Here is a 12,772-nt window from a genome sequence, read left to right on the forward strand (position 1 = left end):
GATGCCAGACGCGCGTTATGCGGCTGCGTGCAGTTCCACTTCACTTGCCGCCACGGCCAGCCCGGAAACCACGCCGAGCGAGGGGTCGCCGTGCACCAGGGGAATCTCGGGGAAACACGCGGCGACCTTGGCCTTTACCTGCGGCGAGCGGGACGTGCCGCCGGTGAGGAAGACGCTGGCGGGCAGCGCGGGCAGGTCGGCGCGAACGGCGGCGAGCGTGCGCTCCAGTTGGGTGAGGAACGGTTCGATGGCCGCGTCCAGGTCGTCGCGACTCGCATCCACGGCAAGGTCGTGTTCGATGAAGTCGAGCCGGGCGCGATAGGTCGTCTCGGCGCTCAGCTGGATCTTGGTGCGTTCGGCGGCCTGGTTGAGGCGCGTGGTGGCGCCCAGTTCCTGCAGCGCGCGCAGGCGCGGACCGTAAGGGGCGGCGACGAGGCGATAGTTCTGTTTGCGGAACTCGCGCTGCTTGGGCAGGTTGTGCACGCTCGCCGCTTCCACGAACTGATGCTGCGGTACGCGCACGATGTCCTTGCCCATCAGCGGCATGAAACTGTGCAGGCTCACGCCCACGTCGAGATCCGTCCCGCCCTTGGGCAGGCCCCAGTTGCGCGCGATGAGCGGCGATCTCGCGCCGCCGAGCTCCGCGTGAGTGACGTCGGTGGTGCCGCCGCCGATGTCCACAATCAGTGCCTGCTGCCGGTCCGAGAGACTCTTGTGGTAGTGCATCGCGGCGGCGGCCGGTTCTTCGAGAAAACGCACTTCGTCGAAACCGGCGGCGGCCGCAGCCTCGCGCAGTATCTCGATGGCCTGTTCCGAGCCGGCCGCGCCCATCGAGCTGCGGAACTCCACGGGGCGGCCGATCACCGCGCCACGCACCGCTTCGTCGAATTGACGGCTAGCGGTAAGACGGATGTGTTCGAGGATGTGCGTGGCGATATGCACGATCACCTTGCGCACCTGCGGATCCAGCCGGTAGCCGAACATCGACTTGGGCGACTCGATCAGGTTGCCGCCGCCGCTCTCAAGATAGCCTTCCACCGCTTCCTCGCCGAACAGCGCGTGCTGGAAACTGGCGACGGATGCCGTGGCGGCGCGAGCCTGTTCCTCCATCCATTGACGACGCACCACGCGCAAGGCTTCGCGGCGAAGGTCGTCGTCGGTGCGCGTCACGGGCGCCTGGCTGCGGGCGATGGCGGCGGCCGCCCGTTGGCGCAGGTCGTTGCGCGCCGATCGGATATGCGCTTCCAGTTGCGACTCGAGCTCGGGGGTCAGCTCGAAATCGTTCGGATCGGGTACCAGTTCCGGGAAGTACACCGCCGTGCGGAACTGCTCCGCGTCGCCGAATCGAACGAGGGTGAGCTCGCCATCACGGATGGCGGCTGCAGCGGAATAGCTGGTGCCGAAGTCGATACCGATATGCATGGAGGGGCCGCGCGCGGAAAAGCAATCTTCCATGATCTCAGGCATGGCGCTCCGGCGCAACGAAACCGGGCGGATAGGGGCCCCAAGGTCATGCTCGTGGCGGGCGCGGCTTTCCCTGGATGAGGACGGCCGCGCTGAGCGAGCTCAGCAGCGCCAGCGCGGCGGAAATCAGCATGATCCAGCGGAAGCCGGCGATGAACGAGTCGTCCACCGCCCGTTTCAACGCCGCCGCGATGCCTGCGGGATAGCCGTGCGGGATCACGATGCCGGCGAGCTTCTGACGTTGCGCCATCACGGCCGCAACGAACTCGGCCGGCGCGTGCAATGCGGCGAGCTCGTGATCCAGCGTTGCATTGAACGACAGCGTCAGGATGAAGCCGAACAAGGCGATCGCCAGCAAGCCAGCCGTGCGCGACACCGCATTGTTGATGCCCGATGCCGTGCCTGCCAGTTCTTTGCCTACCGCATTCATGACTGTCGTGGTCAACGGGGCCACCGTGACGCTCACGCCCAGCCCCAGCACGCAGATGGCCGGAAAGAAGGCCATCCAGTAGCTGCTGCCGACGGATGGCAGCGTGAACATGGCGAAACCCAATGCCGCGATCAACGGCCCCACGACGAGCGGAAGCTTGGCGCCGAAGCGGTCGACCAGGCCGCCGGCCCAGCGCGACATGGCGAACATGATGGCGATGAAGGGCAGCAGCGCGGCCCCCGCTTCCGTGGCTCCGTAGCCCTGCACCTGGATCAGGTTCAGCGGTACGAAGAACAGGCTTCCGCCCAAGGCGGCATAGAGCAGCAGGGTCAGCATGTTGGCGCCCGCGAAATTGCGTTCGCGGAACAGTGCGAGGGGCAGCATCGGCGAGCGGGTTCGTGTTTCCACGCGCAGGAACAGCAGCAGCGCCAGGACGCCGATGACGATGGACGTCCAGACCGGCATCGCGTTCCATCCGCGTGACGGTGCTTCGATGAATGCGAAGACCAGTCCGGCCAGGCCGATGGTCGCCAGGCTGGCGCCGGCCACATCGATGGCGCCGGTGGTCGTGCCTCCCTTGCTCTCCGGCACCTTGGCCGCGCAGATCAGCAGCAGCATCGCGCCCACCGGCGCATTGACCAGGAAAGCCCAGGTCCAGGAATAGTGATCGACGAGAAAGCCGCCGATGACCGGGCCGATCGCCGCCGTGATGCCGCTGAACGCGGACCATGTGCCGATGGCGGCGCCTCGTTCCGACTGCGGATAAGTTGCGCTGATCAATGCGAGGCTTCCCGGCACCAGCAGCGCCGCGCCGACGCCCTGGACGGCCCGGGCCACGATCAACGGGCCGACGGCGGTCGACAGCGAGCAACCGATCGACGCCAGCGTGAACAGGGTCGTGCCGATCATGAAGACGCGCTTGCGTCCGAAGCGATCTCCCAGCACGCCGCCGACGAGCAGGAGCGCGGCGAGAAACAGCGCGTAGGATTCCATTACCCACTGCGCGTCGGACGTAGTCGCGTCCAGTTGCCGCTGGATCGCCGGCAGCGCGACGTTGACCACGGTGCCGTCGATGAAGGCGAGGCTGGAGCCGAGGATCGCGGCGATCAATGTCCAGTGCTTCGATGGCGCCGAACACGGTACGGCCGGTGCGCCGCTAAGGATGACACCGTCTTCGCATGGGGGCTTTCCGAACTGGGGCATGGCATCCACCGGCGTCCAGACCGGTGGAGCTTACTACCCATCGATCGACATGGCCGGCATGGCGGCCATGCGATCGTGCGGGTGGTGGGTGCGCCGACATTCCTGCCGCAACACGCGGCGTACTATTCCGGCCAGCGTGGCCAAAGGTTCGCCGTAAGCGCGATCGAGCGAGCCCGCGGCCGTCGCATCAGCCGCAGCTGCCGCAGCAACCGCCATTCGCGTGCTTGTCCTGCGTCGTGGCCGCGGGATCGGTGACGCCGATGTCGATGACGGTGAGGTCAGGGTCGGTCTTGCGATAGCTGAATGTCAGGCGGTCGCCAAAGCGATCGCGCAGCTGGGCGATCAGCGGCAGCGGGTTGTGATCGTTGAAGAAGCGCATCGTTTCGCCGGGATGCAAAGCCTCCAGGGCACCGAAAATGGCCGCGTGGCGGAAGCGGCGAGCTACGCCTCGGGCATCAAAGCAATGGACGCCGGCGTCGAGAAGAGTGTCATGGGACATGGCGATGCGGAGACCTGTGGGTGGTGAGGGGAGGGCAACGTAGGTCACCCATGCATGCGACGTCTCTGATTCAGGTCAGCGGAAACGCCGCTCCGTGGACAAGTCGTTTGCTCGCGGACGTCTTCCCGCTTAGGCAATGGCGTGCCCGGGCGCCGTTTTTTCCGTCGTGGTTGGCAAAAAAATCCCACGCCGTTGAATTTGTATGACAATTAGACAACACTCGGCGGGTCGCCACAGGCCGAGAGTCATCGCATGTCGTCGTCGTCTTCGATGAGCCGTCGCGTTTTCCTGCAGGGCATGGCCCTCGCCGGTGTCATGGGCGCGATGACCTTTCGCCCGCTGCGCGCTGCGGCGACGCCGGCCACGGAAACCGCGCCCGGCCGAGCGCAGCAGGCGCCGCTGTTTCCGCAGGCGCCCTTGATGCAGCAGCCTTTCGCGCTTCTTCCCACCGGCTCCATCAAGGCCAGCGGCTGGCTGATGCGGCAACTGCGCATCCAGGCAGGCGGTCTGGGCGGCCATCTCGATGAGTTCTGGCCGATCGTGGGACCGGACAGCGGCTGGTCGGGCGGCAAGGGCGAATCGTGGGAAGACGGCCCGTACTTTCTCGATGGCCTGGTACCGCTAGCGTGGCAGCTCGATTCGCCGCAGCTCAAGGCCAAGGCGATGCGCTTCATCGACTGGACGCTGGATCATCCGTGGGAAAACGGCATGTTCGGTCCGCGCAGCAATGACGACTGGTGGCCGCGGATGGTCATGCTCAAGGTGCTGACGCAGTACCACGAGCTCACCGGCGATGCCCGCGTCGTGCCGCTGATGACGCGCTACTTCCACTACCAGTTGCAGGCGCTGCCCGCGCGTCCGCTGCGCGACTGGGGGCGCATGCGCTGGCAGGACGAGCTGCTGTCCGTCCTGTGGCTTTACCAGCGCACGAACGATGCCAGGTTGATCGAGCTCGCACACCTGCTCAAGCAGCAGGGCTACGACTGGCAAGGCATGTTCGCCCACTTTCCGTTCACGCAGAAGACCGACGCGGAGGCCTTGCGCAAGCAGGCGGGCGGGTCGGATGCATTCATGCAGGACCTGGGCCTGCAGGTGCACGGCGTCAACGTCGCACAGTCGTTGAAGGCATCGCCGGTATGGTCGGTCGTGTCCGGCCAGGCGACCGATCGCGACGCCGTCCATCATCAGCTGCAGATGCTGGACACCTACCATGGCCTGCCCAACGGCATGTTTTCGGCCGACGAACATCTCGCCGGGCGCAGCCCTTCGCAAGGCACCGAGCTATGCACGGTGGTGGAGACCATGTTCTCGCTGGAGCTGGCCTTGGCCTTCACCGGTGATGCCGCGCTGGGAGATCGCCTGGAGCGCATCGCGTTCAATGCCTTGCCCGGCGCCTTGACCGACGACATGTGGGCGCATCAGTACAACCAGCAGCCCAACCAGGTGGAATGCAGCCTGCATCGCGAACCATGGACCACCGACGGGCCGGAATCGAACCTGTTTGGACTCGAGCCCAATTTCCGATGCTGCACGGCGAATTTCCATCAAGGCTGGCCGAAGTTCGCCAATAGCCTGTGGATGGCCACGGCCGACCAGGGCCTCGCCGCGATGAGCTATGCGCCGTGCGCGGTGACGACCACCGTACGCGGAATCGCGGTGGTCGTGGAGCAGAGCAGCGACTATCCGTTCCGGCAAAGCGTCAGCATTTCTCTGAAGCCGCAGCATGCCGTTGCCTTTCCCCTTCGGCTGCGCATCCCTGCATGGTCGCGGGGCACGCGTATCGCGGTGAACGGCATGCCGGTCGAGACCACGCCCGGCTTCACCACGATCGAACGTACGTGGGCACCCGGCGATACGATCGAGGTGGTGTTCAACGCCGAGGTCATCGTCGAACATGGTTACAACGGGGCGCTGAGCTTCAGTCGCGGCGCGTTAGTGTACGCGCTGCCGATCGAGGAGAACTGGGTCGAGTGGCGCAAGCGCGGCCCCACGCATGACTGGCAGGTCTATCCCGGCTCGCGGTGGAATGTCGGCATCAAGCCGGACGTGCCGGTGAAAGTGAGTGAGTACGCCATCGGCGAGAAGCCGTTCGCGGGGGCCGCCGCCGCGGTGAAGCTGAGCTTGCAGGGGCAGTACGTTCCGGCATGGAAAGCGTCGGAAGGCAGCGCTGATCCGGTGCCGGCCCATGCCGAGGCATCCGCCGATGAGGACGTGCAATCCCTCACGCTGGTGCCTTATGCCGGGGCCAAATTGCGTATCACGGCGTTCCCCGCGCTCGGTTGACCGCAGGGTTCGTTCGGCAGATGCCGATCGAAGCCGACGCCCGAGTCGGGTGGCTCAGCTGCGAAGCTCAGCCAGTTCGCCCTCCAGCGCTTCCACCCGGCGACGCAGCGTTTCGTTCTCGGTGGTCAGCTCCGTCACGCGATCACGCAGTTGCTGAAGCTCGCTGTCTTCATTGGCGGCTTGCGGCGCGGCGGCTTCATCGCGCGGCTTGCGCCGTGCCTCGCGAACGCGCTTGGCGGCCTGCTTGAGTTCCTGTTCGCCGGCCGCCGCGGCAGCGCGTTGCTCCTCGGCTGGGAGCGTCGCCACCGCTGCGGCCGCGTTGATCGAGAGCGTGCCCGATTTCACGGCCGCTACCACCTCCTCGGTGGCCTGCTTCTGGATCTTCTCGATCAATCCGATCTGGCTGTTGCTGAGGCGCGCCTCGCGGGCCAGGGTTTCACGGTTCAGTGGTTCGGCCGACGCTACCTCTACCGCGGCACGGCTTTCCACGACGGCGTCGTCGGCCGTGTTCTCTTCGGCGGCAGGTTGGATCGCTGGCTCCTCGGCTTTCCGCGCGCGGGCTCGCCGTTCGGCCAGGATTTCGCGCTTGCGCAAGGCCAGCACGCCACGCTGGAACGGGGAAACGCTGCGGCGACCCAGGTGCTGGTCGATCATCCACAGATGGACGTCGTCCATGCTCTGGAAGTGAGCATGCTGCATGGTCTTGAATGGCAAGTCGTGCTTGCGACAGACGCTGTAGCGATGATGGCCATCCACCAGGATGTTGCCCCACAGCACGAGTGCGTCGCGGCAGCCCTCGGCCAGGATGCTGCGTTCCAACGCCTCGTACTCCTCGGGTGTCATCGGGTCGATATAGGCTTTCAGTTCTTCGTTGACGACGATGTCCATGAACGCGGGCGAGGTAATGGCGAAAGGCCGCGCATTGTAAAGACAGCGGCGCACTTTGCCGACTGCAGGCGCTCCCACAAGGAAAATCTGCGGCGTGTCAAGGTCATTGGATGCTGGCGACACGCCGATATCGATACCGATGCACTACGTGCGTAAGGACGACCATCGACCTGATGGCGCACAATGGCGTCGTCGCCTCCAGCTGATTGCGCCTGCCCATGAACTCGACATCCGGCCCACAGATCTGGCTCATTCGCCATGGTGAAACCGAATGGAGCGCATCCGGCCGCCACACGGGCACGACCGACATCGCGTTGACGGAGCAGGGCCGAAAGCAGGCTTCGGCACTCGCGCCACTGCTCGTGGCGCAATCGTTCGATCGAGTGCTGACCAGCCCGATGCAGCGCGCCATCGATACCTGTCGTCTTGCGGGTCTTGGCGAAAAGGCGGAGATCGAGCCCGCGCTGCACGAATGGAACTACGGCATCTATGAAGGGCGAAAGACGGCGGAGATCCGCGAACAGGTGCCCGACTGGTCCGTATGGAACTCGCCCATCCCCGACGGCGAAAGCGCCACACAGGTTGGCGAGCGGGCCCGGGCGCTTATCGATCGCCTGCTGAGTCGCGATGCAAGCCACATCGCGCTGTTCTCACATGCACATTTCCTGCGCGTACTCGCCGCGGTATGGGCGACAGGTGAGCCATCGCTGGGCGCGCATCTCGTGCTCGACACGGCGACCGTCAGCGTGCTCGGCTTCGAGCGCGAAGTGAGAGCCATCGCCAAGTGGAATCTCCAGCCCTGACGATGGCTTGTCGGCGCGTGGCACGTCCATCCCGGTTGGGATGGACGTGCCAGGATTCATCGCGTCTTGCGGTCGTGCGGCACACAGTGGCTTCGCGTTCCGCGAGAGGTCGTGCGATTACGAAGTGGCCGCACGCGTGGTGTGCTGCGAATACCACGCATGCCAACGTCCCTGGCTGTAATAGAACACGTCGACCGAGGTTTCCTTGTCGCCGTGATGCGTCACCACCGCAGTATCGCCCTTGATGCTGATCGTGGATGTCGGTGGCAGCGGTTGAACGGGCGTGTTGGGATGTTGTTCCGCGAAGCGCGTTGCCGCGGCGACGATCTCGGCCTTGGGGCGAGGAACGCCGGCCGCGTTGACCGACACGTAGGCCGGATCGAGCAGGTCATCGAGGGCCTTGGCGTCGCCCGTGATGAAAGCACGGCTCCACGCGTTCTCGACCGCCCGCACGCCTGCTTCATCGGGTCCGCGATCCGCGGCGCTGGCGCCTGCCGACACGACGCAACACGCACCTGCGAGCCAACCTGCCAAGACGAGCATTTTCATTGGAGCCTCCTCCATGTTGACCAGGGACGACGATCCGGAGCGACGCTTCGGACCGGTCGTTTGAAATGACTCATGCGCAATCGCGAAGTTCGCCCCGTAGGTCGGAGGTCATCGTGTGCGCCGAGTGTTCCTTTGCCATCGACGTCGTCAATGGCCCACGGAGGGGCAGGGTGAGCCGCCTGCCTGCATCGCGTGGAATTCGATGGAGAGGCCCAGGTCGTCCTGCGTCGGCGCCAGGAACGATTCGCCCGAGAGGCCGCTGTACATGGCAAGCGTGCGCTCGTAACCACGCTCGGCCCAGCGGCGCGCGCGCTGAAGGTCGCTCACTCCGAAGCTCACGGCGAGGATGCGTGGGCCGCCATGGGCCATGGTCTGCTCGGCCAGCCCTGCGCCATCGGGTTGAAGCGCCAGCAAGGCCGTCGGGCCGACCGGCACGCAGAATCCCTTCGCGCCAATGCTGGGCAACGTGATCGACACCGCGTGGCCGAAGCCCATCTTCTCGAGTTCGCGACGATCGGCTTCGGCATCTGCCGACACCAGCCATATCGATGTGAGCTCGCGCGCGCTGTTGGGATGCTCGCGCGTGACGCGCCTGTCATCCATGTTGGTGGGATCGAACTGATCGGGCGCGTAGCTGGCGGCGTAGTCGATGAAGAAGGTGTTGCTCGACAACGGCGCACGATCGAAGGCGAACAGGCGCCAGCCCGGCTTGGCGCTGTCGGGGCCGGAAAAGAACGGTGTCACGGCATAGTGCAGCGCCTGCAGCGACTGATGGATCGCATCGAGCGACGCCGAGCGGAAGCCGAAGCTGCGCGAGCCCGGGCCGCCCTTCAACGCCTGCTGGTCTTCCTTCATGCCCGGGTCGAACGTGGGGTCGGGCCGGGTGATGCCGAGCAGTTCGATGAAGCTGCTGTCCGAGAACCGGATGTAGCGATTGGCCACGCCGTCGGTGTCATGCCCGGGGCGGACCTGGAAGCCGAGTTTGACGGCCATCACCGACGTGACCTGGTCGATGCCGCGGCCCCACAGGAGGATGTGGTCCAGTCGCGTGCCCGAAGGCGTGGGTGCGGGTGGCGACGTCGAGGCCTGCGCGGCCCCCAGGCAAAACAGCCATGCCGAAACAAGCAGGATCAGGCGCATGCAGAGACTCATGTGAAGGGATGGTGGTCCTTGGGAAAGCCGGGAGCACGCAGGGCTCCCGAGCCCAGGGGCGATAGGGAAGCCGGCAGCCGGACCGCGGACATGCAGCTCGGCCGCGATCTTTATGGAGAGTTCGCGCGGTACCCGCAAGGACAAGTTCCGGACAAAAACCGCCAGCGTGGTGGAGCGAGCGAACGGGCCCTTTCCCGGGCGGCGCCGCTGCGATCAGGCGCTTGCGCTGCGACGCAGGGACTGTGGCGACATGCCGAAAGCACGGACGAACGCGCGGCGCATGCGGGTCGCATCGCCGAAGCCCGTGGAGACGGCGATGTGGTCCAGATGCAGATGGCTGGTCTCCACCGCGAGGCGCGCGGCTTCCAATCGCAGGCCCTCCACCACCTTCGCGGGTGTCGCGCCCATTTCCGCCACGAAGGCGCGGGCGAAGTTGCGCGGACTCATGGCGGCGCGCTCGGCCAGCCGCTCGACCGTCAGCGGCTCGGCGATGCATGCGCGCACCCAGCGGATCAGTTCGCCGAAGCGGCCGGTCTTGCCGCCTTGCTCCACCAGCACGGAGTACTGCGACTGCCCCACATGGCGGCGCTGGTGCACGACGAGCTGCTGGGCCGTGCGGCGCGCGATGCCAGGGCCGAGGTCGTCTTCCACCAGCGCCAGCGCAAGATCGATACCGGCGGAAATGCCTGCGGAGGTCCAAATGTCGCCATCCCTGACGAACATGCGGTCGGCATCGAGGCGAACCTTCGGATAGCGCAGCCGGAAGCGTTCGGCGGCCGCCCAGTGCGTCGTGGCCCGCCGATCATCGAGCAGGCCCGCTTCGGCGAGGAAGAACGCGCCTGAGCAGACACCCGCCACCCGACGCCATGCATCATGGCCAAGCCACGCCACGATACCGGCCTGGCTTTCCTCAAGTTGCGTGAGATTGCCGCCCGACACGATGACCGTATCGAAACGCTTCGGCTCCATGGCGGCCGCCGCCAGGCACACGCCCGATGAGCTGCGCACGATGCCGCCTTCCGGCGCCAGCACGCTGATCGCATAGCTGCCGGGCCGGAAACGTTCCGCCATCTCGAAGGCCGCCACCGGGCCGGCGGCGTCCAGCAGTTGAAAACCCGGAAAAACGACGATGGCGATCTCGCGTCGCATGGCGGCCCGCATGAGTTGATCCCTTGCCGGGAAATTGGCGTAACCGCGCATCGGGCGTCAAGCTGACTGATGGCACGTCGCGGCGTCCAGCACGCTTCGTGCTGCCTGCCGACCTCCCCGCCGAAACAGTCGAGCCTGGCTTCCGCGTGCGCGGATATCCAGGTGATTGCGGTACATCCATCCGATCTCCAGGCACGGAGTGCGACCGTATTCGCAAATGAGGTGGAGGCTGTTCACGGGCCGATGGCGGTCCATGGACATAGATAACGGCGTGCTTCATGGATATCTAGCGTCTTGCTGAGGCCGACGGTCCAACAATGGCATTGCCCCAGCACAGTGCTGGGGCATAGAGCATTTGGAGAACGAAAATGGCAAACACCGAAAACCAAGGCGGATCGAACCGGGGCTTCGCCTCGATGGACGACGAAAAGCAGCGCGACATCGCATCAAAGGGCGGCAAGGCAGCCCACGAATCCGGTCATGCGCAGGAGTTCAGTTCTCAGGAAGCAAGAGAGGCTGGCCGCAAGGGTGGCGAAGCCGTGAGCGAGGATCGCGAGCACATGGCGGAAATCGGCTCAAAGGGTGGCGAGAGCCGCGGTGGCTCATCGCAGGCGTCGTCCGGCAATCAAGGCTCGCGAGGCGGCAGCCATGAGCAACACGTCAAGGCGGGCGAGCAGAGCCACAAGAACAAGTAATCGTTTTTTGATCACGCAGGTTCATCGCCTTGCTGTTTGACAGAGCAGTCGCACATGGATGTGCGATGGCCCTGCCTTGCAGGATCCAGGCGGACGCGGGGCGACCGGCACGGCGATCTTTGAAGCCGGCGGTGCCGAGGCCAGGGGCCGTTCGCATTCGTGCGGCGCGCCAATACCGTCAGAAGCGATCCGAACTGGACAGGTAGCGCCATTGTCCCGATGGCAGCCTGGACATCGGGATGCGCCCCACGCGGATGCGCTTGATGGACCGCACATCCAGCCCCACGGCATGGCACATGCGCTCGATCTTGTCGGGTGCGACGCGCTTCAGGGCAAAGCGCAGGTGGTTTTCGTTCTGCCAGCTCACCTTGATCGGCGGCAGCGCGTAGTTGTCGAAGCTCAGTCCATGGTTGAGCAGGGCGAGGCCGTTGGCCGCCAGCTTGCCCGCGACTTCGACCACAAGCTCCTGCTCGATGCGGTCGATGTCCTCCTCCAGGCGGCGCTTCACTCGCCAATCCTGCGTGAAGACCACCAGGCCGCTGGCGTTGTCGGGCAGCGGCAACAGCCATTCCAGGCGGGAAAAATGGCGCTTGAGCATGCGCACGCCGGAAGCGTCGTCGTCGGCATGGTTTTCCGCGCGGATCAATGCGCGCGCCTCTTCGATCGTGGCGCCGATCGGCTTGTGCAGCACCAGCGTGGCGGGTTCAGGCGGCTCGAGCCTGGCCTGCGGGTCGATTTCCACCTGCTGGTCCAGCACCTTGAACTGGGGCTCTTCCACGGTCACGCCGTCGACGCGCACCCAGCCGCCTTCGATATACATCTCCGCTTCGCGTCGCGAGCATTGGGCCTGGGCGGCGACACGTTTGGCGAGGCGAACGGGTTCGGTCATGGGCGTCGTTGGCTATGGCGGCGCGGCATTATAGGTCTGCGCCGCGGCAAGAACGCGTCACCGCTTCGGCTTGGGACAAGCGCGCTCCTCATCAATTCAGTTGCTCGCGAGCTTTGCCGCCGCGGCGATGAGAACGCCTCCGGACACGCCTTCGATGCATCGTCTGCGCCGGTCATCAAGCACCCCGGCTTTGCCGCGACCGGCGGCGACGATGATGCTGAGCGTCGTATACACCAGGGCACACAGGCCGATGAAGATCGCCGACAACAACAAGGCCTGCTCGGCTGCTGGCTGGTCGTGTCGCATGAACTGCGGAAGGATCGCGAAATAGATCATCATTCCCTTGGGGTTGAGGGCCGCCGTGAGAAAGCCGCGGCCGAACGGATTCGCGGCGCGTTCCCTGGCGAGGCGGGTGGCCTGTGGCTTCGACGCCGACCTCAGCAGCTGGAACGCCAGGTAGCCGAGATAGGCCACGCCAGCCCATCGCAGCGACTCGAAGATCAGCGGCGATGCGGCCACCACGGCGGCCAGGCCGAAGGCCACCAGCAGCGAATGCACGATGTAGCCGGCGCACACGCCGGACGTCGCGCGCCAGCCGGCCAAGGTGCTGCCCGACATGGCCTGCGAAACGATGAAGAGCATGTCCGGACCCGGCGCGCAGATGAGCGGCAGGACCGTAATGGCGAAGAGGCTCAGGGTGTGTGTGTCCATGCGGACAGGCTACGCGGTTCGTCGAGGCATGAGTCGCCAAATATTCCACGTATGGCA

The 12,772-nt window shown here is 65.4% G+C and carries 12 protein-coding genes; 3 read left to right on the forward strand and 9 right to left on the reverse strand.

Going from position 1 to position 12,772, the window contains the following annotated elements:
- Positions 1-15: 15 nt before the first annotated feature.
- The 3 genes from CA260_RS09775 to CA260_RS09785 form a co-directional block, all read right to left on the reverse strand.
- The gene (locus CA260_RS09775; RefSeq protein WP_111982584.1) at positions 16-1,422 is read right to left on the reverse strand and encodes an Hsp70 family protein; all 1,407 of its coding nucleotides are present in this window, start codon (positions 1,420-1,422) and stop codon (positions 16-18) included.
- A gap of 88 nt (positions 1,423-1,510) precedes the next feature.
- A complete protein-coding gene (locus tag CA260_RS09780) occupies positions 1,511-3,097 on the reverse strand; it encodes an MFS transporter (RefSeq protein WP_111983088.1) in 1,587 nt (528 codons plus the stop codon).
- A gap of 187 nt (positions 3,098-3,284) precedes the next feature.
- Complete coding sequence (locus CA260_RS09785; RefSeq protein ID WP_238149665.1) at positions 3,285-3,644, reverse strand: DUF2249 domain-containing protein; 360 nt, start codon at positions 3,642-3,644, stop codon at positions 3,285-3,287.
- 204 nt (positions 3,645-3,848) lie between these two features.
- Between CA260_RS09785 and CA260_RS09790 the strand changes: the two genes are divergently transcribed.
- Entirely contained in the window at positions 3,849-5,879 is a 2,031-nt protein-coding gene (locus CA260_RS09790; protein ID WP_111982588.1) for a beta-L-arabinofuranosidase domain-containing protein, read from the forward strand.
- A gap of 54 nt (positions 5,880-5,933) precedes the next feature.
- On the opposite strand, the gene CA260_RS09795 is transcribed toward CA260_RS09790, so the two are convergent.
- On the reverse strand, positions 5,934-6,767 hold the full coding sequence (locus CA260_RS09795; RefSeq protein WP_111982590.1) for a plasmid replication/partition related protein: 834 nt from the start codon (positions 6,765-6,767) through the stop codon (positions 5,934-5,936).
- A gap of 218 nt (positions 6,768-6,985) precedes the next feature.
- Between CA260_RS09795 and CA260_RS09800 the strand changes: the two genes are divergently transcribed.
- Entirely contained in the window at positions 6,986-7,570 is a 585-nt protein-coding gene (locus CA260_RS09800) for a histidine phosphatase family protein (protein ID WP_111982592.1), read from the forward strand.
- Positions 7,571-7,687: 117 nt separating this feature from the next.
- Here the strand turns inward: CA260_RS09800 and CA260_RS09805 are convergent, their stop codons facing one another.
- The 3 genes from CA260_RS09805 to CA260_RS09815 form a co-directional block, all read right to left on the reverse strand.
- Positions 7,688-8,119, reverse strand: a complete 432-nt coding sequence (locus CA260_RS09805) for a nuclear transport factor 2 family protein (protein ID WP_172461773.1) — start codon at positions 8,117-8,119, stop codon at positions 7,688-7,690.
- 147 nt (positions 8,120-8,266) lie between these two features.
- The gene (locus tag CA260_RS09810) at positions 8,267-9,259 is read right to left on the reverse strand and encodes a VOC family protein (RefSeq protein ID WP_111982596.1); all 993 of its coding nucleotides are present in this window, start codon (positions 9,257-9,259) and stop codon (positions 8,267-8,269) included.
- 225 nt (positions 9,260-9,484) lie between these two features.
- Positions 9,485-10,432 (reverse strand): GlxA family transcriptional regulator, encoded by a 948-nt coding sequence (locus CA260_RS09815; RefSeq protein ID WP_202864048.1) that lies wholly within the window; start codon positions 10,430-10,432, stop codon positions 9,485-9,487.
- A gap of 356 nt (positions 10,433-10,788) precedes the next feature.
- Here CA260_RS09815 and CA260_RS09820 point away from each other — a divergent pair, with 356 nt between their 5' ends.
- Positions 10,789-11,115, forward strand: coding sequence for a KGG domain-containing protein (locus CA260_RS09820; RefSeq protein WP_111982598.1), 327 nt, complete (start codon positions 10,789-10,791; stop codon positions 11,113-11,115).
- A 178-nt stretch (positions 11,116-11,293) separates the two neighbouring features.
- Here the strand turns inward: CA260_RS09820 and CA260_RS09825 are convergent, their stop codons facing one another.
- Positions 11,294-12,004, reverse strand: coding sequence for an rRNA pseudouridine synthase (locus CA260_RS09825; RefSeq protein ID WP_111982600.1), 711 nt, complete (start codon positions 12,002-12,004; stop codon positions 11,294-11,296).
- A 96-nt stretch (positions 12,005-12,100) separates the two neighbouring features.
- Entirely contained in the window at positions 12,101-12,715 is a 615-nt protein-coding gene (locus tag CA260_RS09830; protein ID WP_111982602.1) for a LysE family translocator, read from the reverse strand.
- Between the last annotated feature and the right edge of the window lie 57 nt (positions 12,716-12,772).

The sequence above is a fragment of the Dyella jiangningensis genome (assembly GCF_003264855.1).
Taxonomy (GTDB): Bacteria; Pseudomonadota; Gammaproteobacteria; order Xanthomonadales; family Rhodanobacteraceae; genus Dyella; species Dyella jiangningensis_C.